Source organism: Streptomyces flavovariabilis, from assembly GCF_000725785.1.
Taxonomy (GTDB): domain Bacteria; phylum Actinomycetota; class Actinomycetes; order Streptomycetales; family Streptomycetaceae; genus Streptomyces; species Streptomyces hawaiiensis.
This window is the reverse complement of record NZ_JNXD01000001.1, coordinates 1086673-1113285: the sequence shown is the minus strand read 5'-3', so window position 1 is coordinate 1113285 and position 26613 is coordinate 1086673. Positions and strand designations below refer to the sequence as shown.

General features: G+C 72.3%; 26 protein-coding genes and 1 pseudogene. 9 read left to right on the top strand and 18 right to left on the bottom strand.

Annotated elements, in window-relative coordinates:
- Nucleotides 1–82: 82 nt before the first annotated feature.
- The gene (locus IO24_RS0104960) at nucleotides 83–772 is read right to left on the bottom strand and encodes a DUF899 domain-containing protein (protein ID WP_031132211.1); all 690 of its coding nucleotides are present in this window, start codon (nucleotides 770–772) and stop codon (nucleotides 83–85) included.
- Nucleotides 773–871: 99 nt separating this feature from the next.
- Nucleotides 872–2236: an amidohydrolase gene (locus tag IO24_RS0104955; RefSeq protein WP_031132209.1), complete on the bottom strand. Its 1365-nt coding sequence runs from the start codon at nucleotides 2234–2236 to the stop codon at nucleotides 872–874.
- A gap of 134 nt (nucleotides 2237–2370) precedes the next feature.
- Here IO24_RS0104955 and IO24_RS40355 point away from each other — a divergent pair.
- A pseudogene (locus tag IO24_RS40355) lies at nucleotides 2371–3319 on the top strand (endonuclease/exonuclease/phosphatase family protein).
- A gap of 74 nt (nucleotides 3320–3393) precedes the next feature.
- Here the strand turns inward: IO24_RS40355 and IO24_RS0104945 are convergent.
- Nucleotides 3394–5286: an FUSC family protein gene (locus tag IO24_RS0104945; RefSeq protein WP_031132207.1), complete on the bottom strand. Its 1893-nt coding sequence runs from the start codon at nucleotides 5284–5286 to the stop codon at nucleotides 3394–3396.
- Nucleotides 5287–5537: 251 nt separating this feature from the next.
- Between IO24_RS0104945 and IO24_RS0104940 the strand changes: the two genes are divergently transcribed.
- Nucleotides 5538–6485: an expansin EXLX1 family cellulose-binding protein gene (locus IO24_RS0104940; protein ID WP_031132205.1), complete on the top strand. Its 948-nt coding sequence runs from the start codon at nucleotides 5538–5540 to the stop codon at nucleotides 6483–6485.
- On the opposite strand, the gene IO24_RS0104935 is transcribed toward IO24_RS0104940, so the two are convergent.
- Nucleotides 6472–7251 carry a nucleotidyltransferase family protein gene (locus IO24_RS0104935; RefSeq protein ID WP_031132203.1) on the bottom strand — a complete coding sequence of 260 codons (780 nt, stop codon included), beginning with the start codon at nucleotides 7249–7251 and terminating at the stop codon, nucleotides 6472–6474. The genes IO24_RS0104940 and IO24_RS0104935 overlap by 14 nt on opposite strands.
- A gap of 146 nt (nucleotides 7252–7397) precedes the next feature.
- Here IO24_RS0104935 and IO24_RS0104930 point away from each other — a divergent pair, with 146 nt between their 5' ends.
- Both IO24_RS0104930 and IO24_RS0104925 read left to right on the top strand, forming a co-directional pair.
- Complete coding sequence (locus IO24_RS0104930; RefSeq protein WP_031132201.1) at nucleotides 7398–7811, top strand: RidA family protein; 414 nt, start codon at nucleotides 7398–7400, stop codon at nucleotides 7809–7811.
- A gap of 10 nt (nucleotides 7812–7821) precedes the next feature.
- A complete protein-coding gene (locus IO24_RS0104925; RefSeq protein WP_031132199.1) occupies nucleotides 7822–8427 on the top strand; it encodes a gamma carbonic anhydrase family protein in 606 nt (201 codons plus the stop codon).
- A gap of 1 nt (nucleotide 8428) precedes the next feature.
- Here IO24_RS0104925 and IO24_RS0104920 read toward each other — a convergent pair whose 3' ends face one another.
- Entirely contained in the window at nucleotides 8429–9151 is a 723-nt protein-coding gene (locus IO24_RS0104920; protein WP_031132198.1) for an aspartate/glutamate racemase family protein, read from the bottom strand.
- A gap of 5 nt (nucleotides 9152–9156) precedes the next feature.
- Entirely contained in the window at nucleotides 9157–10608 is a 1452-nt protein-coding gene (locus IO24_RS0104915) for an NCS1 family nucleobase:cation symporter-1 (RefSeq protein WP_031132197.1), read from the bottom strand.
- Nucleotides 10609–10784: 176 nt separating this feature from the next.
- On the opposite strand from IO24_RS0104915, the gene IO24_RS0104910 reads away from it, so the two are divergent.
- Entirely contained in the window at nucleotides 10785–11438 is a 654-nt protein-coding gene (locus IO24_RS0104910; protein ID WP_031132196.1) for a GntR family transcriptional regulator, read from the top strand.
- Here IO24_RS0104910 and IO24_RS0104905 read toward each other — a convergent pair.
- From IO24_RS0104905 to IO24_RS0104895, 3 genes are all read right to left on the bottom strand, one after another.
- Nucleotides 11435–12139, bottom strand: coding sequence for a uracil-DNA glycosylase (locus IO24_RS0104905; RefSeq protein WP_031132194.1), 705 nt, complete (start codon nucleotides 12137–12139; stop codon nucleotides 11435–11437). The genes IO24_RS0104910 and IO24_RS0104905 overlap by 4 nt on opposite strands.
- An 85-nt stretch (nucleotides 12140–12224) precedes the next feature.
- Nucleotides 12225–13538: an MFS transporter gene (locus IO24_RS0104900; RefSeq protein WP_031132192.1), complete on the bottom strand. Its 1314-nt coding sequence runs from the start codon at nucleotides 13536–13538 to the stop codon at nucleotides 12225–12227.
- Nucleotides 13535–14203 carry a winged helix-turn-helix domain-containing protein gene (locus IO24_RS0104895; RefSeq protein WP_078899154.1) on the bottom strand — a complete coding sequence of 223 codons (669 nt, stop codon included), beginning with the start codon at nucleotides 14201–14203 and terminating at the stop codon, nucleotides 13535–13537. The genes IO24_RS0104900 and IO24_RS0104895 overlap by 4 nt, the downstream gene beginning before the upstream one ends.
- 122 nt (nucleotides 14204–14325) lie before the next feature.
- On the opposite strand from IO24_RS0104895, the gene IO24_RS0104890 reads away from it, so the two are divergent.
- Nucleotides 14326–14895, top strand: a complete 570-nt coding sequence (locus IO24_RS0104890; protein ID WP_031132189.1) for an RNA-binding S4 domain-containing protein — start codon at nucleotides 14326–14328, stop codon at nucleotides 14893–14895.
- 74 nt (nucleotides 14896–14969) lie between these two features.
- On the opposite strand, the gene IO24_RS0104885 is transcribed toward IO24_RS0104890, so the two are convergent.
- The 3 genes from IO24_RS0104885 to IO24_RS0104875 all read right to left on the bottom strand — a co-directional run bounded on the left by IO24_RS0104885 (nucleotide 14970) and on the right by IO24_RS0104875 (nucleotide 17289).
- Nucleotides 14970–15434, bottom strand: a complete 465-nt coding sequence (locus IO24_RS0104885) for a DoxX family protein (protein ID WP_031132187.1) — start codon at nucleotides 15432–15434, stop codon at nucleotides 14970–14972.
- A gap of 114 nt (nucleotides 15435–15548) precedes the next feature.
- Nucleotides 15549–16589 carry a protein kinase family protein gene (locus IO24_RS0104880; protein WP_031132185.1) on the bottom strand — a complete coding sequence of 347 codons (1041 nt, stop codon included), beginning with the start codon at nucleotides 16587–16589 and terminating at the stop codon, nucleotides 15549–15551.
- A gap of 19 nt (nucleotides 16590–16608) precedes the next feature.
- Nucleotides 16609–17289, bottom strand: a complete 681-nt coding sequence (locus IO24_RS0104875; RefSeq protein ID WP_037667182.1) for a class I SAM-dependent methyltransferase — start codon at nucleotides 17287–17289, stop codon at nucleotides 16609–16611.
- A 362-nt stretch (nucleotides 17290–17651) separates the two neighbouring features.
- On the opposite strand from IO24_RS0104875, the gene IO24_RS0104865 reads away from it, so the two are divergent.
- Nucleotides 17652–17915, top strand: a complete 264-nt coding sequence (locus tag IO24_RS0104865) for a DUF6343 family protein (RefSeq protein WP_031132181.1) — start codon at nucleotides 17652–17654, stop codon at nucleotides 17913–17915.
- An 18-nt stretch (nucleotides 17916–17933) separates the two neighbouring features.
- Here the strand turns inward: IO24_RS0104865 and IO24_RS0104860 are convergent, their stop codons facing one another.
- The 4 genes from IO24_RS0104860 to rpsA form a co-directional block, all read right to left on the bottom strand.
- The gene (locus IO24_RS0104860) at nucleotides 17934–18314 is read right to left on the bottom strand and encodes a tetratricopeptide repeat protein (RefSeq protein WP_031132179.1); all 381 of its coding nucleotides are present in this window, start codon (nucleotides 18312–18314) and stop codon (nucleotides 17934–17936) included.
- A gap of 50 nt (nucleotides 18315–18364) precedes the next feature.
- Nucleotides 18365–18985, bottom strand: coding sequence for a dephospho-CoA kinase (gene coaE / locus IO24_RS0104855; protein WP_031132177.1), 621 nt, complete (start codon nucleotides 18983–18985; stop codon nucleotides 18365–18367).
- A 54-nt stretch (nucleotides 18986–19039) separates the two neighbouring features.
- Entirely contained in the window at nucleotides 19040–19978 is a 939-nt protein-coding gene (locus IO24_RS0104850; RefSeq protein WP_031132175.1) for a PAC2 family protein, read from the bottom strand.
- Nucleotides 19979–20214: 236 nt separating this feature from the next.
- Nucleotides 20215–21714: a 30S ribosomal protein S1 gene (gene rpsA, locus IO24_RS0104845; protein ID WP_030852955.1), complete on the bottom strand. Its 1500-nt coding sequence runs from the start codon at nucleotides 21712–21714 to the stop codon at nucleotides 20215–20217.
- Between the two features lie 316 nt (nucleotides 21715–22030).
- Between rpsA and IO24_RS0104840 the strand changes: the two genes are divergently transcribed.
- Together IO24_RS0104840 and hrpB are read left to right on the top strand one after the other, a co-directional pair.
- Entirely contained in the window at nucleotides 22031–22891 is an 861-nt protein-coding gene (locus IO24_RS0104840; protein WP_045296047.1) for a class I SAM-dependent methyltransferase, read from the top strand.
- A 48-nt stretch (nucleotides 22892–22939) separates the two neighbouring features.
- Nucleotides 22940–25462 carry an ATP-dependent helicase HrpB gene (hrpB, locus tag IO24_RS0104835; protein ID WP_031132170.1) on the top strand — a complete coding sequence of 841 codons (2523 nt, stop codon included), beginning with the start codon at nucleotides 22940–22942 and terminating at the stop codon, nucleotides 25460–25462.
- On the opposite strand, the gene pgfA is transcribed toward hrpB, so the two are convergent.
- On the bottom strand, nucleotides 25452–26444 hold the full coding sequence (pgfA, locus tag IO24_RS0104830) for a cell envelope lipid trafficking protein PgfA (protein WP_031132168.1): 993 nt from the start codon (nucleotides 26442–26444) through the stop codon (nucleotides 25452–25454). The two genes, hrpB and pgfA, sit on opposite strands and share 11 nt — an antisense overlap.
- 25 nt (nucleotides 26445–26469) lie before the next feature.
- Nucleotides 26470–26604 carry an SPW_0924 family protein gene (locus IO24_RS44235; protein ID WP_107062890.1) on the bottom strand — a complete coding sequence of 45 codons (135 nt, stop codon included), beginning with the start codon at nucleotides 26602–26604 and terminating at the stop codon, nucleotides 26470–26472.
- Nucleotides 26605–26613 lie beyond the last annotated feature (9 nt).

The window sequence follows — 26613 nt, the reverse complement described above, 5'->3', positions numbered from 1 at the left end:
GTTCTGAGACGTAGTTGACACGCGTTCACCGCCAAGTGTGACCAACCTCTCAGCCTCTTGGCGTATGTGTTCACTTTCCGTATCAGTCGTCGTACTCGTCGTGATATCGGATGCGCTCACTTCCCGCAGGCGCCCCAAAGGCCGACGCGCGCCCCTGGGGCTCCTCCCACTCCTCCTGCCGACCCAGTGCGGTGAGATCCAGCAGGCTGGTGGACGAGCCGAGGCCGTCGAGGCCGCGCTCGTACGTGGAGTAGGTGTGGAAGACCCGGTCGCGGTCCCGCAGGAAGCAGCTGAGGCCGGGCCGCTCGACGAGTTCGCCCTCGCATGCGCGGGTCACCTCGAAGTCACGGTTGAAGTCGCCGCCGTACGACGAATACCAGGGCAGCGCCCAGCCCATCCGCGCCTTGAAGGGCAGGAGTTTCGGGTAGGGCGCGCGGGACACGGCAGCGAACGACGTGTCACGGGCCTTGAGATGGGCGAGATGCCCTATTTGATCCAGGAATCCGGAGCAGCTGCGGCAGCCCGCGTCCCACTCGGGCGCGAACATGAAGTGGTAGACGACCAGCTGGCGCCTGCCCTCGAACAGATCGAGCAGGGTGGCCTTCCCGTCCCCACCCTCGAACACGTACTCCTCGCCGACCTCCACCATGGGCAGTCCGCGCCGCTCGGCGTTGAGCGCGTCCCGCGCGCGAGTGGCGGCCTTCTCCTTGAGCAGCAGTTCCGCGCGCGCCGCGCGCCACTGATCGCGCGAGACGATCTCCGGAAGCGACATGGGCCCTCCTGTGACAACGTTCCGTCCGGGGTGGTGACCGGCATGCGGGGCGGAACTCATCGCTGCCCCGCAGGATTTCCGGCACGTCCTCGCGTGCCGTCAGGTGTCGTACCGCTGGACGCGCCGGCCATGGCCGCGGGCGACGAGCGCGGGCAGCCGCTCCTCCAGCTCCCGTACGACCGCCTGGACGTCGATCGTCAGCAGTTCCCGGTCGCGCATCAGGATCCGCCCGTCGACGATCGTGGTGCGGACGTCGGCGGAGCGTGCGCTGTGCACGAGGGTGGCGGCGAGGTCGTGGACGGGCCGGGTGTGCGGCCCGGTGAGATCGACCAGGACGATGTCGGCCCGCCGGCCGGGGGCGATGCTGCCGGCGCTGTCCCCGAGGCCCACGGCACGGGCGCTCTGCACCGTCGCGTGGTGCAGGGCCTGGCGGGAGGTCAGCCAGCGGGGGTCGCCCTCGGCCGACTTCTGGACCAGAGAGGTGAGGGCCATGGACTCCCACACGTCGAGGGAGTTGTTGGAGGCGGCGCCGTCGGTGGCGAGCCCGACGTCGACGCCGATGTCGCGCAGGGCGCGGACGGGTGTGGTGTCGGGCCAGGCGAACTTGAGATAGCCGCGGGGCGCGGTGGCGACGGCCTTACGACCGTCCGCCCGCTCCAGTACGGGAAGGTCGCTGTCGACGATGCCGGTGCCGTGGGCGAGGAGCAGGTCCGTGTGGAGGATGCCGGTGCGTTCCAGGACCTCGATCGGGGTCGCGCCGTGGCGGGCGAGGCTGGCCTCGGTCTGGTCGCGGTTCTCGGCGGCGTGGAGGTGCACGGGCAGGCCGTGCGTGCGGGCGAGCTCGCCGGTGGCGGCGAGGTCGGTGTCGTCGACCGTGTAGGGGGCGTGCGGCGCGAGCGCGGTGGTGATCCGGCCGCCGGCCGCTCCGCGGTGCCGCAGCGCGAACTCCAGTGACCGCTCCCGGCCTTCGGGGCCCTGCGAGGAGAAGAACGCCTCGCCCAGCAACGCCCGCATGCCGCAGTCCGCGACCACTCCGGCCACCGCGTCCATGGCGAAGTAGTGGTCGGCGAAGCAGGTGACGCCCGCGCGGATCATCTCGGCACAGGCGAGCCGCGCGCCCAGCTCGACGTACTGCGCCGTGAGGTTTGACTCGACCGGCCAGACGACGTCGTTGAACCACTCCTCGGTGGGGAGGTCCTCGGCGAGGCCGCGCAGCGCGACCATCGGGGTGTGCGTGTGACAGTTGATCAGGCCGGGCAGGGCGACCTGGCCGGGGGCGTCGATCCGCTCGGCGGCGGGCAGCCGCGCGGCCTCGACGGTGGTCGTGACCGCCTCGACGACGCCGTTCCGTACGACGATCGCGGCGTCCCGCGCGAACCCGATCCGCTCTTGATCGTCGTGCACGAGGACGGTGCATGCGCTGATGATGAGGTCGGCGGGACCGTCCGCGGCAGAAGGCGTCATCACGCCAACGTACGACGACGGCGTAGGGCGGCATGAGCCGAACCGCGCATCCCGTCACGGCTCTGTCGCGGGGCGGGCCGGGCACACACCCTGGCCCCACCACCCCGTCTGTCGGCTTCTGAAAGGAGCCCGGCATGCTCCTCGGCACCTGGAACCTGGAGAACCTCTACCGGCCCGGCGGCCCGTACGGCCCGGACGACGAGGCCGCCTACGAGGCGAAGCTCGCCGCGCTCGCCGCCGTGATCACGGAACTCGATCCGACCCTGCTCGGCGTGCAGGAGGTCGGTGATCCCGAGGCACTGAAGGACCTGGCCGGGATGCTTGACGACGACTGGCATGTCGCCCTGTCCGAGCACGCGGACAGCCGGGGCATACGGGTCGGGTTCCTGAGCCGTGCACCGCTCACGGTCGTGGCGGACACAACGGCGTTCCCGGCGGAGCTGCGCCCCGTGCAGGCGGACGACCCGGGACTGACGGTGGCGCGGGCGGGGCGGGGCCTGCTGGCCGTGGAGACCGGGGACGGGCCGCTGCGGGTGGCCGTCTGCCACCTGAAGTCGAAGCTGCTGTCGTATCCGAACGGCCGGTTCCAGCCGCGCGACGAGGGCGAACGGGCCCGTTACGGCGCCTATGCCCTGTACCGGCGGGCCGCCGAGGCGACGGCGCTGCGCGCACTCGCGGACGAGTTGCTGGCCGGTGACGGGCGGGCGCGGGACGTCGCCGTGCTGGGTGACCTGAACGACGAGGTGCAGGCGGCGACCACGCAGATCCTGCTCGGCCCGCCCGGCTCGGAGATCGGCACACCGGGCTACGACCGGGCCGACCGGGGCGACGCGACCCGGCTGTGGGACGTGACCCCGCTCATCCCGCCCGGGCAGCGCTGGTCCCGGGTGAACTCCGGGCGGCGCTTAGCTGATCGACCACGTGCTGCTGAGCCACCGGCTGGTACACCGGGCGACGGCGGCGGGCACGGGCCTGCCCGGCGAGGGCCCGCCCGGCCTGCCGTCGGTCGGCCCGGATCCGGCGGAGCGCCGCGGCGAGCCCGGGTCGGACCACGCTCCGGTGTGGGTACGGGTCGGCGGCTGAGCACGCTGCCGGTGCCCGAGCGACCGCTGAGACCAGGGGCGCAGAGGTGGCGGCCCGGCGGCGATGCCGGCGCGCTATCCGGCGAGGGGTGTCCCGGGCGGCCGTAGTCCCACCCGCTCTCCTCGCCCGGCGAGTTCGGTGAGGACGGCCGCGAGGCGTTCCTTGTGGCGAGGGCCGATCCGGCCCGTGTCGTCGAGGTGCACGGCGCAGGCGGTCGTTGTGTCGACGAGACGTTCGAGGAGGTCGGCCACCTCGTCCGCGCCCTCGGTGTGCCGGGCGAGGGCGGGCAGTTCGTGCGCGGAGAGGGAGATGGCCGAGCGGGCCTCGGCCAGGGTGCGGTAGGCCTCGCGGCGCAGGGTCCAGCGGGTGGTGCGGTGGTCGGACGGAGTGCCGGAGCTCCCGATGCGCGGCGCGTCGGCCTCGGCGAGCACGTGCGTGAGGTAGGCGTACGCGGCCTTGCTCGCCGCCGTGAGCCGGGCGCGTACTCCCCCGCCGCGCTGGCCGGGCATCGGCAGGTGCCCGACGATCAGCACGATCGCGCAGGCCAGCAGCGTCTCGCCGATCCGTCCGGCGGAGGCCTGGGGCTCGCCGCCGACCATGACGAGCGCGAGGATCAGGACGGTGGCGACGGCGGTCTGGGCCGCGAAGTGCCGGGTGGCGACGGGGATGAGGGCTCCGCTGAGGGCGACGAGCGCGATGAGCCCTTCCGGGCGGGGCACGACGGCCGCGAGCCCCGCGAAGAGCAGTGCCCCGAAGACGGTCCCGGCGGCCCGGTTCAGCACGCGCGAGGCCAGCGGCCCCAGGTCGGGCTTGACCAGGAACACGGCGGTGGCGGGCAGCCAGTACCAGTGCTCGTGCTGCCCGTACCACTGCGTCCGGTGCAAGGCCTGGGCGACCGCCGAGCTGGCGCCGAAGCAGAGGGCGACGCGGAGCCCGTACTCGCGTCCGGCGCTGCCGAAGGCGGCACGCAGCCGGCCCCCGGCGCTGCGGGGCCGGGTGTGCAGATCGCCGCCCCCGCCCTGGTCGAACACCTCGGCGGCCTGCAGGAGGGCATCGTCGAGGGCGCGCAGGGCGGGCGCCGAACGGGACGGTGCGGGCAGCGGCCCGGTGTGGGAGTTGTCGCGTACGGCGGCGGCGAGCCGCCGGGGGCCCTCGGAGGCCCGCTCGGCGACGGTCTCCTCGGCCCAGGCCAGGGCGGTGGCGGCCTCGGCGAGGGGCAGGGCCGCGGCGTACTGCGCGTGCAGGCGCCGCTCGGTGGAGGAGGAGGCGTACCTCCGCAGGCGGGGCCCGGCGAGGGCGTCCTGGGCGTGGTCGAGGGCGGCGGTCAGGGCGGCCCGGCGGCGGATGGCGTCCGGCCCGCCGACGGCGTCGAGCAGCTCGGCGACGGCCTCGTACACACCGGCCACGGCCTCGCGCTCCCCGTCGAACCGGAAGTCACCGGCGAGGGAGCCGGGCGTGGGCAGGGCGAGCCGCAGCACGAGCAGCCATCCCGCCCCGGCGAGATAGGCGAGCGCCCGTTCCCATCCCGGCTCCGGCAGGGGCATCCCGGCGCCGATCGCCGCGCCGACGAGCAGCTGCGTCCCGACGGCGGACGCGACGGGCCCGACGGCGCTCATCCCCCCGGCGACCAGCCCGACGGCCGTGAGCACCACGGTCAGCACCACCGCCCCCGTCTCCTGCACGGTGTACGTCCCGGCCATGAGCCCCGCCGCACCGCCCAGGGCGGGCACTCCGATCCGCTTGACCGAGACCCGCCGGCTCCCGGGCCGGTCGTTGATCCCGGCGAGCATGGCGGCGACGGCGGCGACGACGCCGAGGGAGGTGAGACCGGTGTGCACGGCCACGAGCAGCAAGGGCCCGGCGGACAGGGCCCCCCGCGTCACCGCGCTCCAGGGCACGGGCCCCCGCTGAGCGCGCAGGGCGTGCGCGAGCCAGGGCGGAAGATGCGGGGCGATGCGGCGGGACACGGGGCTCCTGTCGTCTCGACGAGGGCAGGGGTGAGCCTTCGGGCGACGGCGGCCGGGGCGGGGTGTGGCTGTCCACGGTAGGTGGGGTTCCTGGAGGATAGGTTTCCGGAACGTGTCGGACGGGTCGAAAGCGGCGTTCTTTATGTACGCAATCAGGAGCTGATCCCCGGCAACCTTTCCGGGCCCGGCGGCCACTGTGAGTCGTGAGCGCGCGTTCTCCTGAACCACGCAAGGACCCGAAGGACTCATCCGTGGCATCCGCATCCCACCGCCGTCCCCTCCGCAAGCGGCGCACGGTCCTCTTCTGGGCCGTCGCCGCGGCAGCTGTGGGACTCCTCGTGTCCCTCGTGATCGCCCTGCGCCCCGGCAGCGAACCGGACACGGTACGGGCGGCGGCCGGGGCGGCCACGAGCGCCCGGCCGAGCGCCACGCCGACGGCCCGCAAGCCCACACCGGCTCCGAAGCCCTCCGCGTCCCCGGCCTCCCCGACTCCCACCCCCACTCCGACCACCTCGCCGGCACGGCCCTCGCCCACGCCCACCCGGTCGTCCGCGCCGCGTCCGGCGTCCGGCACCGCGCCCCTGGCAGGACGGATCAAGCCCGCAACGACCTACAACGGCGTCGCCACGCACTACGACGCCGAGGACGGTGACGGTGCCTGCCTGTACGGTCCGAGCCCCGACCTCATGGTCGCGGCGATGAACCACACCGACTACGAGACGTCCCGGGCGTGCGGGGCGTACGTCCTGGTCCGGGCGGCGAGCGGCGCCTCCGTCACCGTCCGGATCACCAACGAGTGCCCGCTGCCGTGCGCGCCCGGGCAACTCGACCTCAGCAAGGAGGCCTTCGCGAAGCTCGCCGGGCTCTCCGCGGGCCGGATACCGATCACGTGGAGCCTGCTGAGCCCCGGCACGTCCGAGACGGTCTCGATCCGCTACAAGACCGGCTCCAGCCGCCACTGGTGCGGCATCCAGGCACTGGGCCACCGCAACCCGCTGGCCCGGCTGGAGGTCAGGGCCGGCAGCGGCTGGAGCCGGCTGACGCGCACCGAGTACAACTACTTCCTCTCCCCCGACGGCACCGGCTGCGGCGGTTCCCTCAGGCTCACCGACATCTACGGCGAACAGCTCGTCGTCGACGGCCTCGCGATCCGCCCGGACACCGTCCAGCCGGCCGGTGTGCAGTTCAGCCGGCGGTGACGGCTCTCACGGCCGCCTCGAGGAGCGTCTCCGCGTCGGCGACGGCCTGGGTGAGCGCGGCCGGGCCGTCCTTGAGGTCGCATAGGACCGCGTCCACCTCCCGCAACCCGGCCCGCGCCACGAGCCCCTTGTCGTTGGTGACCCACTCCCCGCGCGCCGCCAGCACGGCGTGTGCGGTCTGTGTCGCGGCAAGGGCGATCGCGCCGGCGACCTGGGTGGCATCGTTCTTCGGGGCGTGGCCGGCCTTGGCGTAGGCGAGGGTGGCCGCGGCCCTGCCGTGCCAGTGCGCCGGGGCGCCGGCGCGCAGTGCCGGCGGATAGCCGCCCGGACGCGGCAGGTCGCCCCGCAGCACCGTGTTGACGGCGAGTTCGGCGACGAGCAGGTAGGTCGGGATGCCCGCCAGGTGGAACATGAGGGGCTCGACGCGGAAGCGGCCCTGCTCCGCCTCGGCCAGCTCGTGTGCGACGACGGCCAGGTCGCGGTAGTGGACGTCCACCTTCCTGCCCTCGATCGTCAGCCAGGCGCCGCCGTTGAAGACGCCGCCGCCCCAGGCGCCGATCTCGCTGACCTCGCCCTCCCAGCCGACCGCGCGGAGATCGGCCGGGTCGAAGGCGCCGCGGTAGTAGACCGCCAGGTCCCAGTCGCTGTCGGGCCGTTCGGTGCCCTGGGCCCGGGAGCCGCCGAGGGCGACGGCCTCGACGGCGGGCAGGGCGGCGAGGCGGTCGGCGGTGGTGGCGAGGAAGGCGTGGTCCGGGAGGGTGGGCACGGCGGGCTCCTGGGCAGGCGGGGGGTCCAGGGCAGCGTAGGGGGACGGCCCGGCCGCCGGAAACCGAAATACGGGTGCGTGCCCGTGCCTGGGCCCTCATGATCGGTGGGTTGTCCTGTCGCCGCCCGCAGATCGGAGACCCTCACGTGATCCGCCGCGTCACCGTCCCGAGCCTCTTCCCGCCACCCGCCTACTCCCACGTGTCCGTGGTCGAGGCCGGCACGCGGCTGGCCTTCCTCGCCGGGTCCGTACCGCTGGGCCCCGACGGCACGCTCGTCGGGCCCGGAGATCCGGTGCGGCAGGCCGAGCAGGTCATCGGCAATCTGCGGGAGCAACTGGCCGCCGTCGGCAGCGATCTGGCGCACGTCGTGGCGACCGAGGTGTACGTGGTGAGCGGTGAGCCGGCCGTGCTGTCCGCCGTCTGGAGTGTGGTGGAGGCGTCCGGCCTCAGTGCGGGTCCGCACTCGTCGACGCTGATCGGCGTGGCGTGTCTCGGGTACACGGGACAGCTGGTGGAGATTACGGCGACAGCCGTCGTACCCGAGGGGTCGTCCACCTGAGGAGAGTCCCATGTTGATCGAGCACCGCGGGCGGCGTCCCGTCGTCCCCGAGTCCGCGTACGTCGCGCCGACGGCCGTGCTGTGCGGGGCCGTCGTCCTGGGTGAGCGCAGCCGGGTGCTGCACGGGGCCGTACTCACCGCGGAGGACGGGGAGGTGCGGGTCGGTTCCGACGTCGTCGTCATGGAGAACGCGCTGGTGCGGGGGCGGTCCGCGCATCCGGCCGTGATCGGTGACGCGGTACTCGTCGGCCCGCACGCCCATGTCAACGGGGCGACCCTTCAGGACGAGGTCTTCGTGGCCACCGGCGCCTGCGTCTTCCCGGGGGCCGTCGCGGGCGCCGGTGCGGAGCTGCGGATCCACAGCGTGCTGCACGTCAACTCCGTGCTGCCGCCCGGCACCGTCCTGCCCATCGGCTGGATCGCGGCGGGCGCGCCCCGGGCCCGGCTCTTCGCCCCCGGGGAGCACGACGAACTCTGGCAGATCCAGGAGGCGCTGGACTTCCCCGGCACGGTGTACGGCATCCCGCGCGGCACTTCCATGCGGGAGGTCATGGCCCTGCAGGCGGAGTTCTACGGGGCTCACCGGGACGACGTTCCCCTCGACGGACCGGCCTGAGCTACTGCTCCGCGGGCCTCCCCCACGCCCTCCGTTTCGGCAGCGGCTCGGCGTAGCTCCCCCCTCGGCTGGTCGTCAGCCCCAGCGCCACCAGCGACTCCGCCAGTTTGACCGCCGCGGCGACCCCGTCCACGACCGGCAGGCCCAGCTTCTCCCCGACGACCCGTTGCAGCCCCGTCATGCCGGCGCAGCCCAGTACGAGCACCTCCGCCCCGGCCGCGCAGGCACGTTCGGCGGCGGCCAGGAACGCCGTCTCGGTGCGTTCGTCGTCGCCTAGGCCGAGCACGTTCAGGCCCGTTCCGACGATCGCCGCGCAGTTGCGCGCCACGCCCGCCGTCTCCAGGCTGTCCTCGATCTGGCCGCACGAGCGCTCCAGCGTGGTGACGACGCCGTAGCGGCGGCCCAGCAGGCAGGCGAGATGTGCGGCGGCCTCGGTGATGTCGACGACCGGTACGCCCACCAGTTCCCGGACGCCCTCCCGCCCGTGCTCCCCGAATCCGGCCATGACCACGGCGTCGTAGGGCGGTCCGTCGTAGGTCCGCAGGGTGTCCAGGACGGCCGCGGCGGACAGGTAGCTGTCGAGCCAGCCCTCGGCGGACTCGGGCCCCCAGGTGGGGGTGAGTCCGGTCACGGTGGTGCCCGGGCCGGCGGCGGTCCGGGCACCTCGCACGATCTCCTCGGTCATCTCCTGCGTGGTGTTGCAGTTGGTGACGACGATCCGCACGTTGCTCAGACCTCCGCGGTGGCGCGCTCGGGACGGCACAGGGCCGCGTACAGGCCGGCGGCGAGGGCCGTGCCGATGAACCAGGAGTACGGGGCCACGTCGCTGAAGGTCTTCACCAGCGCGAGCACCGCCGCGACACCGGCCGCCGGCAGGAACGCCCACAGCGCCTTGGGGTTGACGCCCTTGCGGTAGTGGTAGCGGGCTCCGGGAGAGGCGTCGAACAGCTCGTCCACGTTCACGCGGCCGCGCTTGACCCAGTAGTAGTCGACCATGATCACGCCGAACAGCGGGCCGAGGAAGGCGCCGAGGCCGCCGAGGAAGTAGTTCACGACGGTCGGGTTGGAGAAGAGGTTCCACGGGGTGACGAGCAGCGCGGCGACCGTGCTGATCATGCCGCCGACCTTGAAGGTGATCTTCTGCGGCCACACGTTGGCCAGGTCGTACGCCGGTGAGACGAAGTTGGCGACGATGTTGACGCCCATGGTGGCGATGGCAAAGGTCAGCGCGCCCACCACGAGCACCCAGGTGTTGCCGATCTCGGCGACGAGGTAGGCCGGGTCGGTGATCTCCTTGCCGAAGACCTCGAAGGCGCCCGCGGTGACGATGACCGACACGATCACGAAGGCGGTGGAGTTGACGGGCAGGCCCCAGAAGTTGCCGCGCCTGACCGACTTGTAGTCGGGGGCGAAGCGGGAGAAGTCGCAGAAGTTGAGCATCAGCGTGCCGTAGGTGGCGAGGACCAGGCCGATCGCGCCGAACCACTGGCGCCACTGCTCGCCGACGGAGACCGGGTGCGGGGTCGAGGTGAGCGAGATCGTCCAGCCGGCCTTGGCGAGGATCCACACGGCCAGTGCGATCATCACGAGCCAGATCGCCGGGCCGCAGAAGTCCTGGAACTTGCGGACCGATTCCATGCCCCGGCTGATGATCGCCGCCTGCACCAGCCACAGCGCGATGAAGGAGACCCAGCCGAGCGCGTCCAGGCCCAGGAAGGAGTTGTGCGTCCACGACTCCAGGCCCGGCCAGGCCGCGAGCAGCATCACGTTGACGGCGACGGAGGCCAGGTAGGTCTGGATGCCGTACCACATGATGGCGATCACGGCCCTGATCAGCGCCGGGATGTTGGCGCCCCAGATGCCGAACGCGATCCGGCTGACCACCGGGAAGGGCACGCCGTGGCGCTGGCCGATCTTCCCCATCCAGTTCATGCCGATGTAGATGATCACGAACCCGACGAGCAGGGACGTGAAGATCTGCCAGACGTTCATGCCCAGGAAGAGCAGCCCGGCCGCGAAGGTGTAGTTGCCGAGGTTGTGGACGTCGGACATCCACATGGCGAAGAGGTCGAAGACCTTCCAGTTGCGCTTCTTGGCGGGCGCGAGGTCTTCGTTGGTGAGCCGGGGGTCTGGGACGAACGCTGGGGTGCCGGTGGTCGCGGCACGGTCGGCGAGGGACACGGGGGCCTCCAGAGCAAGGGGACGACGGAGGACTGCTCAGCAGGACTGCGGACGGCCGCCCTGCGAGGTGTTTGGTATACCAAACTGCGTCATGGTCCCGCCGTCAACCGTTCTGACCGATGTCGCTCTCGTTAACGCCCCGTAAAAGAGACCTCGCGTCGACGAGGATGGACCGCATGACGAAGATCGAACCTCTCGGAGCGGTACGCGAACGCGTCACGGCCGATCTGCGCCAGGAGATCATCGCGGGCAGCCTCCGCCCTGGAGACCGCCTGGTCGAACGCGAACTGGCGGAGCGTTTCGGTGTCTCGCGCGTGCCCGTCCGGGAGGCGATCAGGGCACTCGTCGCCGAGGGCTTCGTCCACTTCGAGACACCCCGCCGCACAGTGGTACGCCGCCTCACCCCGACCGACGTCAAGGAACTGTTCGAACTGCGAGAAGCCCTGGAGGTCTACGCCGCCGGACTCGCCGCATCGCGCGCGACACGGGAGGACCTCGCCGAGGTCCGGGAGCTCATCGACCGCGCGGCCGCCGCCACCGAGGCCGCGGACGCCGAGGTGATCACCGACCTCAACAGCCGTCTGCACGACCGCATCATGGCGATGGCCGGCAACAGCCTGCTGACCGAGGCCCTGGAACCGGTCGCCGGCCGGCTGCGCTGGATGACCCGGCGCAACGAGGAATGGCCCCAGCTCCTCGTGGAGCACCGAGAGCTGTACGAGGCCATCGCCTCGGGCGACCCGGACCGGGCCCGCGCGCACGCGCTGACGCACGTCCGGACCAACTACCGCTCCACGGTCCGCCACCTGTTCGGCGAGCAGGCTCCCTAGCCGCTTCGGATCGGCAGCTCCGCCGCCCGCCCGGCCGCCCGCAGGACATCGCGCAGCATGGTGGGGGTGAGCCGGCCCGTGAAGGTGTTGCGCTGGCTGACGTGGAAGCAGCCGAAGAGCTCCAGGCCGTCGAGGCGGAACCGGGCGCCGTGGGAGAAGGCGGGGCGCGGCCGGGGCACGGGCCAGCCGGCCTCGGCGAACGCCGGCAGCGCGGCCTGCCACCCGAAGGCCCCGAGTACGACCACGGCCCGCAGCGTCGGGCGCAGCAGCCGCAGTTCCTGCACGAGCCAGGGGCGGCAGGTGTCCCGCTCCTCGGGGGTGGGCTTGTTCGCGGGCGGGGCGCAGTGCACGGGCGAGGTGACGCGTACGCCGTACAGCTCCAGACCGTCATGGGCGTGCACGGCGGTCGGCTGGGAGGCGAGGCCGACGTCGTACAGGGCCTCGAAGAGGACGTCCCCGGAGCGGTCGCCCGTGAACATCCGGCCGGTGCGGTTGCCGCCGTGGGCGGCGGGAGCGAGCCCTACGATCAGCAGCCGGGCATCGGCCGGCCCGAAACCGGACACCGGCCGGCCCCAGTACGTCCAGTCCGCGAAGGCCGCCCGCTTGGCACGGGCCACCTCCTCGCGCCAGGAGACCAGCCGCGGACAGGCCCGGCAGTCGGCGATGCGCCGGTCGAGGAGGGGAAGGCCGCTGGCATCCATCACTCCACCGTAGGCGCAGACGGGGTCGCGGTCGTCACGGGGGCGAGATCCGCGCCGACCGGTGCGGGCTCGCCCTCCGCCGGACTCACACGCCGGTGACCCGCACGGCCTGTGCGTCGCTCCGGCGCAGCCAGAGCAGCGCCCCGGCCAGCAATACGGCACCCGTCAGCAGCCAGGGCACAGGGCCCGGGGGCAACACCCCGATGGCCAGGCCGCTGAGCGCGCCGACCAGTTGCCGGGCGAGGGACTGGACGGACAGGGCGGTGGCGCGGCCCGCGTCGGCGACCCGGCGGTGCAGCAGGTCGTTCTCGTTCGGGGCCGCCGCGCCGAGACCGAAGTAGACCAGTGCGAAGCCGACGGCCGCGACGGTCGTGGCCACCGGGTGGGCGGAGGACGCGGTGGCCCCGAGCAGCAGCAGACCGCCCGCACCGGCCGCGAGACCCACCAGCACGGCCCGTTCGCCACTGCCCGCGAGCCGGGCGGTGAGCGGCGCGAGGTGGCTGCCGGCACCGGAGCAGACGAAGCCCGCACAGGACAGTGCCGCGTAGACCATCGCTCCGGAGCCGGTCGCGCCGGTCAGTGCGGTCACCCGCCCCGGTACGAGCAGTTCGATGGCCGCCAGGGCGCTTCCGGTGGCCGCGGCACCGAGCAGGATCCTGCGGACCAGCGCGTCCCGTCCACCCAGCCGCAGCCCGTCCCGCACTGTGACGGGAACGCCGCGCAGCACGGAACGCAGGGTGGCCGGCGGTCGCGGGGGTTCCCGCAGGGCGGTCAGCACGTAGGCGACGAAGGCGACCCTCAGCACTGCTCCCAGCAGCAGGGGAACGGACAGGGACAGCACCGTCCCGGACGTCGCCTCGCTCAGCCGGGCACCCACGTCGGGTCCCAGGCCGAGCAGCCAGGGCAGGGCACCGCCGAGCAGCATGCCGGCCGCGAGCGCGGCGGAGGCCGCGGAGCCGCCCCGGGCCAGGCCTGTGCGCAGTTCGGCGTCCGGGCCGGAACACGCCTGGACGGTGTCGACGTACCAGGCTTCGGCGGTACCGCTGGCCAGGGCCCGGGCCGCGCCCATGAGCACCATGCCGGCCGTGAGCAGCCAGGCGGTGGTGCCGAGCCCGACCAGCGCGAAGGCCACCACGTTCAGTGCGCCGGCCGCGGCCAGGACCGGCCGGCGCCCGAGGACGTCGGAGAGCCCTCCAGTGGGCAGCTCCAGCGCGGCCACGGTCAGCGAGTGCGCGGCGAACAGCCCCGCGACCGCGGTGAGGGACATGCCGCGCTCGCTGAACAGCAGGACCATCGTGGCCATGCCCAGACCCGGCGGCAGCCAGAGGAGCACACAGACGGTGACGTACCGGCGCAGGGCGGCCCGTTCCCCGGACGGCTCGGTCTTGAGCCGCGTCACGGGGCGTCTTCGCTGTCGGGGTTCCCGGGGTGGGACTCCTTGAGGTCTTCGGGCTCGATGACGGGGCCGGTGCCCGCGTGTTCGTGCGCGGCGAGCGGCAGTCCGGCGGCGAGGAACACGACGTGCGCGGCGCGTGGATCGTCCGCGTCCCGGGCGGTCAGCTCCGCCAGCTTCCCGGCGACGGTGTCGAAGAGTTCGGTGAGCGACTCGGCCGTCAGCCGGGGCATGAGGTCGCTGATCCCGGACGGCTCCACCCATTCCTGGCCGAGCCGCCCGGCGGCCATGTCCGCCTCGTGCCGGGCGAGGGATCTCTCCAGGTGCTCGATCTGCCGCCGCCGTGCCAGGCTGACGAAGGCCCGCCCCGCCGCGGTGGACTCCATCGTCTCGTTGCTCCAGGACGTGACGGTGTGCAGTGCCCGCCAGCGCCGCTCCCGCCCGTCGCGGTGCTCGGCCTCGGCGATGAACGCGTACTTCGCCAGCACCCGCAGGTGATAGCTGGCCGACGCCGACGACTCGCCCGTCCGCGCGGCCAGCTCACTCGCCGTGGCGGGCCCGTCCTGCCGCAGCAGCCCGAGCAGTTGGATACGCAGGGGGTGGGTGAGCGCCTTCAGGGCGGCGGTGTCGTGCTCGGGATCGAGTACGCGCTTGCGCTCGTCGCTGTCCATGCCGCGAGGTTAGGCCGCCGGACACCTTCAGCAAAATAGTTTTTGCAAAACTTGTTTGGCATAGTTGGCTCAGGGGCGATATTCCGCCCGGCAGCACGACACGGAGGACTAAGGTCGGGGACATGGCTTCTCAAGGTGCGCGGTACGACAGGGCGGACGGGACCGACGCAGCGGCGCCCGAGCCCGTCGGCGCCTCCGCGGGAGGCGGTGCCCAGCCCGTGGACCCGAAGGTCGCCGCGGCGATCGCCTCGGCGGAGGCCGCGGGCCCGCAGGGCGGTACTACCGTCCGCGTCGACAGCTGGATCTGGTCCGTACGCCTGGTCAAGACCCGTTCCATGGGAGCCACCGCCTGCCGGGGCGGCCACGTGCGGGTCAACGGCGAGCGCGTGAAGCCCGCACACGGCGTCCGCGTCGGTGACGAAGTACGTCTCCGGCACGAGGGCCGCGAACGGGTCGTCGTCGTCACGCGGCTGATCCGCAAGCGGGTCGGGCCCCCCGTCGCCACCCAGTGCTACGTCGACAACTCCCCGCCGCCCCCGCCCCGCGAGGCGGTCGCCCCCGCCGGCATCCGCGACCGCGGCGCGGGCCGCCCGACGAAGCGCGACCGCCGCGAATTGGAACGCCTGCGCGGCCTGGGCGCCCCCGGCCCGGCCCCCGGTCCTGGCCCCGGCCCCGGCGGACCGAAGCCCTGAGCCGGAGCGGCATGCCGGTGTCCGGGACGAGCCTCTCGGCCTCCCGGACACGGCCTCAGTCGCACGTGACACCGTCAGGCCTGTCGCTTCAGCAGGCGCACCAGGTCGGTGTTGTGCTCCCGCCTCGCCCAGGCGATCAGGGCGACCGGCACGATCAGGATGAGCGGCGTCGCCGCGTACTGCCCGTCGAAGACGGTGACCTGGACGACGAACGCGCCCGCCATCAGCGCGCCCAGCGCCATCGCCGCCACCGACTGGAGCACCGGGATCAACAGCGCGATTCCACCGGCCAGTTCGAGCACACCGATCGTGTACATCCCGGCACTGCCCCAGCCCAGCTCCTCGAAGGACTCGACGGCCGACGCGTGCGCGATGAGCTTGGGCAGGGCGCTCGCGATCACGTAGAAGAGGGCCAGCAGCACCTGGAGACCGCGCAGCGCGATCCGGGCACGCCGCCCGCGTGCGGTCGCGGACTCGGCGACGACGCCGGCCGGGACGGAGGCGGTGGGGACGGCGGCGGGAGCGGTGGTCTCTGACATCGAGGTCTCCTGGGGCACGTGGTCCGTGATGCTGTCGCAGGGGTAGACCGGACCACGGCGCCGAACTCATCGCCTCCCAGCCGATTTCGCACGGTTCGTTGCCGCCGCCGTCCCTCACGGGCTGAGCTGCCGGAGTCTCTCCGCCGGATACGAGGTCTTCCTGCTCTCCCTCTGGAGTGCGCGGTAGAAGTTCGTCATCACAGCCGCGACCGGCGCGTGCCGAGCCAGGATCTTCGTGGTCCCGGATGGCGCCCCGGTGGGCCGCCGGCCTTGGGCCCACGCCCGTATCCGCGCCTCACGCGCATCCCCGTCGTCCGCGTACAGGGCGGTGACCAGCCAGTTCACCAGCCAGCTGGCCGTGTAGCAACGGTCGTAGGCGCTGTGCCGGTGGAAGAAGTCGGCCTCGGCGCGCGTCAGGTCGAAACGGGTCGACAGGGCGAGGCCGTAATCGGCGAAGTACAGGCGCCGGCCGTCGGTCAGGATGTTCTCGAAGTGAGCATCGAAGTGGAGCAGCCCGCGACTGTTCATGAAGGCTGTGCCGGCCGCCAGCTCCTTCTCCACCAGGGAGCACGCCCGGTCGAGAGCCTCGCCACCGGCTCGCACCCGGTCGGTGAGCCACGCGTGCAGAGTCCGGGGGATGTACTCCAGGAACAGCGCGACGCTTGCCGAGGACCGGTGCAGCGCCTCGACGCGCCGGCGCACCTCCACGCTCCCGTCCCAGTAGGCCACCATCCGTTCCACGTCCGCGAGTTCCTCCGACAACGTGGGCGCCTCGCCCGGCAGCACCCGCCAGTGGTACATCAGAGGGAAGCCCTGATGCTGCCCGGAGAGCACCCAGTTCGTGGTCATGGTGTGGACGGCGACCTCCCGCCACGTCCCGAACCCGGGCCCTCCGATGCCGTACTGGCAGATGGTCGGCAGTTTGAACAGGTTGGCCGTGGACCGCAGGTGTTCCGGCTGCCGCTCCAGGTCCGTCAGCGGCACCTGCTTCACGAAGACCGGTGTGCCGGACACGTCCAGCCGGGCCGACCTCCCTCCGATGCCCGTGCCCAGCGGCACGGCGGTGTCCAGCAGTTCCCGCAGTTCGGCGTCCCCGCACAATGCGAGGTGCGTCGAGACGGATTCGTAGGCGGTCAGACGTCCTCGCCCGGTCATCCCCACCCCTTCGCCCCGGCTAGTCCCTCGGCACCGCCCTCACCCACGTACGATCAGGCGTCAGATACCGGTCCACCTTCAGGCCCGCCTCCTCCAGCGCCTCCTCGAACTGCTCCTGGGTCAGCGGTCGCGCGCGGAACGTCTGGGTCCAGACCGCGTCCGGGAACTCGTACTCCGCACGCACGGAGTTGACCCCGTCGCCGACCGGCTCCGACGACGCGATCCGCACGGTGAGACCGCTGGGGTCCTTGCGCTCGCGCGGCACGTTGTCGTGGTAGTCCTCGCCCTCCCGCTGGATCAGTACGCAGCCGGCCTCCGAGACATGGCGTGCGCAGGCGCGCAGTATGCCCCGCCGCACCTCGACGTCTCCCGCGTGCACGAGGAACGACGCGAGCAGCACCACGTCGAACCTCTCGCCCAGGTCCAGCTCCTCGATCGGGCGGCATATCGTCCGCGCGCCGCGCACGCGCTCCAGCATCGGGGCGGACTCGTCCACCGCCGTGACCGTGAAGCCGCGCTCCAGCAGTGCGTGGGTCATGCGTCCGACTCCGCTGCCGAGCTCCAGGATGCGCGCGCCCTCGGGGGCCGCGGCGGCGATGACATCCGGTTCGTCCCCTACGGGCAGCCGTGAGTAGAGCTCCACCGCGCAGCCGTCCGGGGTGATGGCCCCCGGTCCCGTCCCCTCGTACCCCTCACGCATTTTCATCTCCATGCCCGTCCAACGGGCCGCGTCCGCACACCCGTTCCCGCAACGGCAGTCTTCACCCGACCGAGTGAACGGGGCGGCGAGCGCCAGGCGCTGAGGACCACGGACGCCTACAGGTGGAGACCAGGCGTGCCCGAGCTCCTCGACGCACTCCGCCAGGAGACTCATGGCCCGGCGTCCGCGGCGCGTGTCCGCCGCAGGGCGGCCCGGTCGTCGATGTCCTCGTGCGGCACCGCCAGGTCGAGCAGGATCTCGGGCGGTGTGTAGCCGTCCGGCGGCATGCGGGGCTCCCCCTGTCGACCTTGGTGAACCCTCGCCACGAGGAGTACGTTGCAAGCAGGAGTGGTGATCGAAGGATGCGCACAGGCAGTGAACCCCGGACCGCGCGCAGTGCCCTGCGGGCGCGCTTCTGGCTGAGCGTGTGGGGGCTGGTCTGGGCGCTCTTCGGGACGGTCGCGTTCGGGCTCGCCGGGCGGACCGGGTGGGCCATCGCCTGTGGTGTGCTGCTGCTGATCGTCACGATCGACCTGGCCGTCGTCCTGCGGCACATCCGTCAGGGTCCGCACTACCAGCCGGGCCCCGACATCCCGCCCTACCGGCCGCCGGACCGACGCCCCTGAAGCAGACGGGGCGGCCGGTCACGAGTCGAAGCGCGCCGCCTTCAGGAACTCCGGATTCGGGTCGAGCGCGGCCGCCAGACGGAAGTGGCGTTTCGCCTGGTCGGGGCGGCCCTGGCGCTCGAAGGTACGGGCGAGCGCGAAGTGCGCGAACGCGTTGTCCGGCTCCCGCTCCAGGACGATCTGGAACTCCAGCTCCGCCGGCCTCAGCTGCGCCGCCGCGAAGAAGGCACGCGCCCGGAGCAGCCGCGCCGCGGTGTTCTCCGGGTGCGTGGCGATGACCCCGTCGAGCAGCTTCACCGCGCCCCGCGGGTCCCGCGCCGCGAGCAGCTGCTCGGCGGCACGGAAGTCGATGACATGTGTCTCCGGGGTAGGTCCGGTCGAACCGCTGGTCTCGGGCACGGCAGAGTCCTTCCCTCACTCGACGGGTTCAACGCCCCCACGGGGTGCCGCTATTCCTCTGGAGACGGCCGGGGCGCCTGCGCCCTGCGCACCAGGTCGGCCCACACGTCCTTCACCCGCTGCTCCAGCTCCTCCAGCGGGACGTCGTTGTCGATCACGATGTCCGCGATCTCCCGGCGCTGCTCGCGCGTCGCCTGGGCGGCCATCCGCGCACGGGCGTCCTCCTCGGTCATGCCGCGCAGCCGGACGAGCCGGTCGAGCTGGGTCTCGGGAGCCGCGTCGACGACGATCACGAGGTCGTACAGCGGTGCCAGGCCGTTCTCCGTGAGGAGCGGGACGTCGTGGATCACGACCGCGTCCCCGGCGGCGGCCTCCTCGAGCTCGCGGGAGCGGGTGCCCACCAGGGGGTGCACGATCGAGTTGAGGGTCGCGAGTCTGTCCGCGTCGGCGAAGACGATGCCGCCGAGGCGGGGCCGGTCCAGGCTGCCGTCGGCGCCGAGGATCTCCTCCCCGAAGGCCTCGACGACCGAGGCGAGCCCCGGAGTCCCCGGTGCGACGACCTCCCGCGCGATGCGGTCCGCGTCGATCAGCACGGCCCCGCGCGCGACGAGCAGCCGTGACACCTCACTCTTGCCGGCACCGATGCCGCCGGTCAGGCCCACCTTCAGCATGTCCCGCAGCTTAGGCCCTGCCGCTGACAGAGCCCTCGCCCAGGTCCACCGGGATCAGTTGTCGCCTTCTCGTTCCGCCAGGAACTTCTCGAACTCCTGGCCGATCTCGTCCGCCGACGGGATGTCCACCGGCTCGGCGAGCATGTTGCCCCGGGTCTCGGCACCCGCGACGGCGTCGTACTGGTGCTCCAGGCCCTCGATGAGCGCGGTGAGGTCCTCGTCGCCCTCGCGGATCTGCCGGTCGATCTCCGTCTGGGTGCGGTGGGCGTCCGAGCGCAGGGCGTGGGCGATGCCGGGCAGGACCAGTCCGGTCGCCGCCGTGATGGCCTCCAGGACCGTCAGGGCCGCGTCCGGGTACGGGGAGCGGGCGATGTAGTGCGGGACGTGCGCCGCGACGCCGAGGACGTCGTGTCCGGCCTGGAGCAGGCGGTACTCGACGAGGGACTCGGCGCTGCCGGGCACCTGCGCCTCCTCGAACGGACTGGGGTGGCCCGGGACGAGGTCGGTGCGGTTGCCGTGCGGGGTGAGGCCCACGGGCCGGGTGTGCGGGACGCCCATGGGGATGCCGTGGAAGTTCACGGAGAGACGGACGCCGAGCCGTTCGACAATCTGCTTCACGGCGGCGGCGAAGCGTTCCCACTCCACATCCGGCTCGGGGCCGGACAGCAGCAGGAAGGGCGCGCCGGTGGCGTCCTGCACGAGCCGCACCTCGAGCGCGGGCTCCTCGTAGTCACTCCAGCGGTCGCGCTTGAACGTCAGCAGCGGGCGGCGGGCGCGGTAGTCGACGAGCCGGTCGTGGTCGAAGCGGGCGACGACCTGGTGGGGCAGAGAGTCGAGCACCCGGTCGACGATCTGGTCGCCCGTCTCGCCCGCGTCGATGTATCCGTCGAAGTGGTAGAGCATGACAAGTCCGGCCGACTCCTGGGCGAGCGCCATGTCGACGACGGCCAGCCCCTTCGGCTCCCAGGCGTACAAATCCTGCGGATCAAGCACAGTGACCGCTCCTCCTCGTGTTCACACTCCACAACGCCGTTGCGGGCGTGGGCATTCCCCGGAGGGCGGGAACATTGATCTTGGCGGCTGGGGCAACGCTCCTCAAGGGGCGCGGGAACCTGCGCGACAAGCCCCCCGGCCGGCCCCCGGCCGAACGACGGGCCCTGAAAACACACTGAAGGCCCGCACCTCGAAAGGTGCGGGCCTTCAGTCAGGAGCTACAGCTCAGTGGGCGTTCAGCTCTGCCCACCGGCCAGCTTCTCGCGAAGCGCGGCAAGCGCCTCGTCCGAGGCCAGCGCGCCGGAGTTGTCCGGGCCCTCGGAGGAGTACGAACCGCCGCCACCGCCGGACGCGGCCGGAGCGGCAGCCTCGCCACCCTCGGCAGCGGCCTTCTCGTCCGCCTCGCGGGACTTGATGACCTGCGCCTGGTGCTGCTCGAAGCGCTGCTGCGCCTCGGCGTACTGGGTCTCCCACGCCTCGCGCTGGGTCTCGTAGCCCTCGAGCCAGTCGTTGGTCTCGGGGTCGAAGCCCTCGGGGTAGATGTAGTTGCCCTGGTCGTCGTAGGACGCGGCCATGCCGTACAGGGTCGGGTCGAACTCGACCGAGGCCGGGTCCGAACCGAAGGACTCGTTGGCCTGCTTCAGCGAGAGGCTGATGCGACGGCGCTCGAGGTCGATGTCGATGACCTTGACGAAGATCTCGTCGTTGACCTGGACGACCTGCTCCGGGATCTCGACGTGGCGCTCGGCCAGCTCGGAGATGTGGACCAGACCCTCGATGCCCTCGTCCACGCGGACGAACGCACCGAACGGAACCAGCTTCGTGACCTTGCCGGGCACGACCTGGCCGATCTGGTGGGTCCGGGCGAACTGCTGCCACGGGTCTTCCTGGGTCGCCTTCAGCGACAGGGAGACACGCTCGCGGTCCATGTCGACGTCGAGGACCTCGACGGTGACTTCCTGGCCGACCTCGACAACCTCGGAGGGGTGGTCGATGTGCTTCCAGGAGAGCTCCGAGACGTGCACCAGGCCGTCGACGCCACCCAGGTCCACGAAGGCACCGAAGTTGACGATCGAGGAGACGACGCCGGAACGGACCTGACCCTTCTGGAGGGTCGTGAGGAACGTCTGGCGGACCTCGGACTGGGTCTGCTCCAGCCAGGCACGGCGGGACAGGACCACGTTGTTGCGGTTCTTGTCCAGCTCGATGATCTTGGCCTCGAGCTCCTTGCCCACGTAGGGCTGGAGGTCGCGGACACGGCGCATCTCGACGAGGGAAGCCGGCAGGAAGCCACGGAGGCCGATGTCGAGGATGAGACCACCCTTGACGACCTCGATGACGGTACCGGTGACGATGCCGTCCTCTTCCTTGATCTTCTCGATGGTGCCCCAGGCGCGCTCGTACTGGGCGCGCTTCTTCGAGAGGATCAGGCGGCCTTCCTTGTCCTCCTTCTGGAGAACAAGGGCTTCGATCTCGTCACCGACGGCGACGACCTCGTTGGGGTCGACGTCGTGCTTGATCGAGAGCTCGCGGCTCGGGATGACACCTTCGGTCTTGTAACCGATGTCGAGCAGGACCTCGTCCCGGTCGACCTTCACGATGACGCCGTCGACGATGTCGCCGTCGTTGAAGTACTTGATCGTCTCGTCGATCGCGGCGAGGAAGGCTTCCTCGTTACCGATGTCGTTGACCGCTACCTGCGGAGTGGTAGAGGTGGTCTCGGTGCTGCTCGTCATGTGGGAAAGGGCTCCGGTACGGACAGTGAGTCGTAGGTACTGCTTACGCCGGGAGCCCGTTTCGCTCTGAAGAAGCCGGACAGCCAAGGAAGCGCCACACAAAACCACTGGTGGCGCCTCGACAACCGAGGGGACATACAACAGATGCGAGCGCGACCTGCTACGTCTGAGGTGCGCAGGCCCGCAGCGCAACTTGTAGCATACGGGGGCAGCCGGGCAGGGTCAATGCGCGAAGCCGCCCACGCGGGGCGGATCACCGCATACCCGGCACAAGTCCTGTCGTCCGAGGCCACGCAGGCCGCACGACGCCCCCTTTGTGACACCGCCGGGACCGGCTGGACGGAAGAGTACGACGAGGGAGCCGATCATCCAAGAGTCCGAAGCGTCCGAACCCGAGGCCACCCGGCGTGACGCCGGTACCACGGAGAGCTCCCGCGCCAATCGTGGCTGGTGGGACCGCAACGCGGACGAGTACCAGATCGAGCACGGCACGTTCCTCGGCGACGACCGCTTCGTGTGGGGCCCCGAGGGTCTGGACGAGGTGGAGGCCGAACTGCTCGGCCCGCCGGAGGAGCTGAAGGGCCGGGACGTCCTGGAGATCGGCGCCGGCGCCGCGCAGTGCTCCCGCTGGCTGACCGCCCAGGGCGCGCGTCCGGTCGCCCTGGACATCTCGCACCGGCAGTTGCAGCACGCGCTGCGCATCGGCGGTTCCTTCCCACTGGTGTGCGCCGACGCCGGTGCGCTCCCCTTCGCGGACGGCTCGTTCGACCTGGCCTGCTCGGCGTACGGGGCGCTGCCCTTCGTCGCCGACCCGCGTCAGGTTTTGCGCGAGGTGCGCCGGGTGCTGCGTCCGGGGGGCCGGCTCGTCTTCTCGGTGACGCATCCGATCCGCTGGGCCTTCCCGGACGAGCCGGGGCCGGAGGGGCTCTCGGTGTCGGCCTCGTACTTCGACCGCACTCCCTATGTCGAGCAGGACGACGAAGGACAGGCGGTCTACGTGGAGCATCACCGCACGCTCGGCGACCGCGTCCGGGACGTCGTGGCGTCGGGCCTGCGTCTGGTCGACCTGGTGGAGCCGGAGTGGCCCGTCTGGAACACCTCCGAGTGGGGCGGCTGGTCGCCGTTGCGCGGGAACCTGATTCCGGGGACGGCGATCTTCGTGTGCGAGCGGGGCTGAGGCAGGCGCGCGTGGGAGCGGCCCTCCCGGGCGTACGACACTGATGGCGTGATCCGTTACGACGCTCTGGACGCCCTGCCCGTACGCGGCGCCCTGCCCGCCCTGGCTGAAGCCCTGGAGGGGCACGGCACCGCCGTCCTCGTGGCGCCGCCCGGCACCGGCAAGACGACCCTGGTGCCGCCGGCGCTGGCGGGACTGCTCGGACAGGGGCCCGAGCGGCGGGTGATCGTGGCCGAGCCGCGGCGGATCGCGGCCCGGGCCGCGGCGCGGCGGATGGCGTGGCTGCTGGGCGAGAAGCCAGGCGAGAGCGTCGGCTACACCGTGCGTGGGGAACGGGTCGTCGGGCGGCACACGCGCGTGGAGGTCGTCACGACCGGGGTGCTCGTCCAGCGTCTGCAACGGGACCAGGAGCTGGCCGGTGCCGACGTGGTGATGCTCGACGAGTGCCACGAGCGGCACCTGGACGCCGACACGGCGGCGGCCTTCCTCTGGGACGTGCGTCAGACGCTGCGGCCGGAGCTGCGGCTGGTGGCCGCCTCGGCGACGACCGACGCGCAGGGCTGGGCGCAGCTGCTGGGCGGGGCGCCGGTGGTCGAGGCGCAGGGGACGGCGTATCCGGTGGAGGCAGTGTGGGCGCCGCCGGTGCGGCCCGTGCGTCCGCCGCACGGCATGCGGGTGGATCCGGCGCTGCTGGCGCATGTGGCGTCCGTGGTGCGGCGGGCGCTGGCCGAGCGGGACGGGGACGTGCTGTGTTTCCTGCCGGGCGTGGGCGAGATCGCCCGGGTCGCCGGTCAGCTCGGGGGGCTGGGTGACGTCGACGTGCTCCAGGTGCACGGGCGGGCACCGGCGGCGGTGCAGGACGCGGTACTGATGCCCGGGGAGCGGCGGCGGGTCGTGCTTGCCACGTCGGTCGCGGAGTCGTCCTTGACGGTGCCCGGGGTGCGAGTGGTCGTGGATTCGGGGCTGGCGCGCGAGCCGCGGGTGGACCACGCGCGCGGGTTGAGCGCGCTGACGACGGTACGGGCGTCGCAGGCTGCGGGGCGGCAGCGGGCGGGCCGGGCCGGGCGGGAGGCACCGGGGGCGGTGTACCGCTGCTGGGCGGAGGCCGAGGACGCCCGCCTGCCGCGGTATCCGTCGCCGGAGATCAAGGTGGCCGACCTGACGGCGTTCGCGCTGCAGGTGGCCTGCTGGGGGGATCCGGACGCGTCCGGGCTCGCGCTGCTGGACGGGCCGCCGAGCGGGGCGATGGCGGCGGCGCGGAATGTCCTGGCGGCGGTGGGGGCGGTGGACTCCGCCGGGCGGGCCACCGAGCGGGGAGTCCGGCTGAACCGGCTGGGTCTGCATCCCCGGCTGGGGCGGGCCCTGCTGGACGGGTCCGGCTCGGTCGGGGCGGAGCGGGCCGCTGAGGTCATCGCGCTGCTCAGCGAGGAGGCTCCGCGGGAGTACGGGGATGATCTGGCCGGTGCGTTGCGTCGTGCTCGGCATGGAGGCGACGCCTATGCCGGACGGTGGCGGGCGGAGGTTCGGCGGCTGCGGGCCGTCGTCACCGGGCTTCCCCGCGCGGCGGGGGCAGAAGCCGAGGGGCCGGAGAGTCTCTCCGGAGAACAGCAGGTCGGGCTCGTCGCCGCTCTGGCCTTTCCCGAGCGCGTCGCCAAGGCCGACGGCGGGTCGTACCTCATGGCGTCGGGAACCCGTGCCGAGGCCGGCGACGCGAGCGTGTTGCGCGGTTCCCCCTGGATCGCCGTCGCGATGGCCGACCGGCCGGTCGGCAAGGGGCACGCGCGCGTGCGGCTCGGGGCTGTCGTCGATGAGGAGACGGCCCGGCTCGCGGCCGGCGCACTGCTGGAGGAGCGGGACGAGGTCGGGTGGGACGACGGGGACGTCGTGGCGCGGAGGGTGGAGCGGCTGGGGGCCGTGGAGCTGTCGGTGCGGGCGCTGAGGGACGCCGGTCCCGGGCTCGTGCGCGACGCGTTGCTCGACGGGTTGCGGCGGGAGGGGTTCGGGCTGCTGCGGTGGTCGGCCGAGGCCGATGCCCTGCGGCAGCGACTCGCGTTCCTGCGGCTGCATCTCGGTGCGCCCTGGCCGGACGTGTCCGACGACGCGCTGCACGCGCGCGTGGAGGAGTGGCTGGAGCCCGAGCTCGGCCGGGCTCGGCGGCGGGCCGATCTGGCACGGATCGATGCCGGGGAGGCGCTCGCCCGGCTGCTGCCCTGGGCCTCGGGAGTGGCGGGGCGGCTCGACGAGCTGGCCCCGGAGCGGATGACCGTGCCGAGCGGGTCGAGGATCCGGATCGACTACTCCCGGCCCGAGCAGCCCGTGCTGGCGGTGAAGTTGCAGGAGATGTTCGGACTCCACGAGTCGCCGCGGGTCGCCGGGGTGCCGCTGCTCGTGCATCTGCTGTCCCCGGCGGGCCGGCCGGCCGCCGTCACCGCCGATCTCGCCTCGTTCTGGCGGGACGGCTACCGGGGCGTCCGGGCGGAGCTGCGGGGGCGGTATCCGAAGCATCCGTGGCCCGAGGACCCGGCGGGCGCCGAGCCGACCCGGCACACCAACGCGCGGCTCAGGCGGTGACCGACGACGGTTCCCCGGCCGCCGTGGGTGCCGGGCCCGAGGGGCGGCGGCTGCGGGCCTCCAGGTACAGCGCGAGAGCCAGCAGGAGGACGCCGAGGGTCAGAAAGCCCCACGGCAGCCAGGACGTCATCAGCAGGATGAGCAGACGCTGGGACTTCACCAGGTCGACCGTGTGCGTGATGTAGTCCTCGCGCATCTTCACGTGGCCGGCGAACGCGGTCACCTTGTCGCGGTCCCCGAGGAGGGCGCCGCCGCGCAGTTCCTCCCGGTGGATCTCTTCTCCGTACACGGGGGCGCCGGTGAGGGGTTCGACCCAGAACTTGCGGACCGTGGTGTACCAGCGGGTCGTGCCGGTCCGGGCCACCGCCTCGGCGGTGAGGCCCTTCACGGGCAGGGTCTTCGGGATCTTCACCTTGGTCCAGGGGATGGTCTGCTCGAAGTAGTAGACCTCCAGGCCGCGGAAGTCCTGGGTGCCCTTGTACGCGATGGGCGCGGTGACGCGGGCCTGGGCGTCGAAGTACTCGTAGTCCCGTTTCTCCGTCAGGAAGGGCCACTTGAACTCGATGCCCTGGCGGCGCACCGGGTCGCCGTCGACCGTCTCGCCGGTGGCGTGGACGGGTTCCTGGGTGTGGGCGTCGAAAATGTAGCGCTCGGGGATCTTGGAGACCATCTTGCCGTCGGGGCCGACGACGTAGGACAGGCCGTCCCAGACGACGACGTCCCGGCCGGCCGACTCCTCGATCCGCTCGGAGGCCTCCACATTGCCCTTGAGGGTCTGGACGATGGTGACCTTGGAGACCTTCTTCGCCCGCATCGTGCCGTAGTCGAGGAGGGTGGCGTCCTTCGCCTCCAGGACCATGTCCTGGTACTGGTGCGCGGGGACCTTGGCGAGGCGCGGGAAGGCGTACCAGCGCAGCAGCGGTGACAGGGCCGCGAAGAACACGGCGAGGGCGAGCAGGACCAGGCCGGCCTTGCGGCGCATCTCGGCCTCCCTCCCGGACGGGCGGTCAGGGGTGTGCGGGCACCGTCGTCAGCAGCGGCTTCGGGGACGTCTCCCCCGAGGGGGAGCCGAGGGCGGTCAGCGTCAGGACCACGGCGAACGCGACGGCGAGACCGGTGGCGGCGGCGGCAAGGGCGCGCACAGGAGCCTC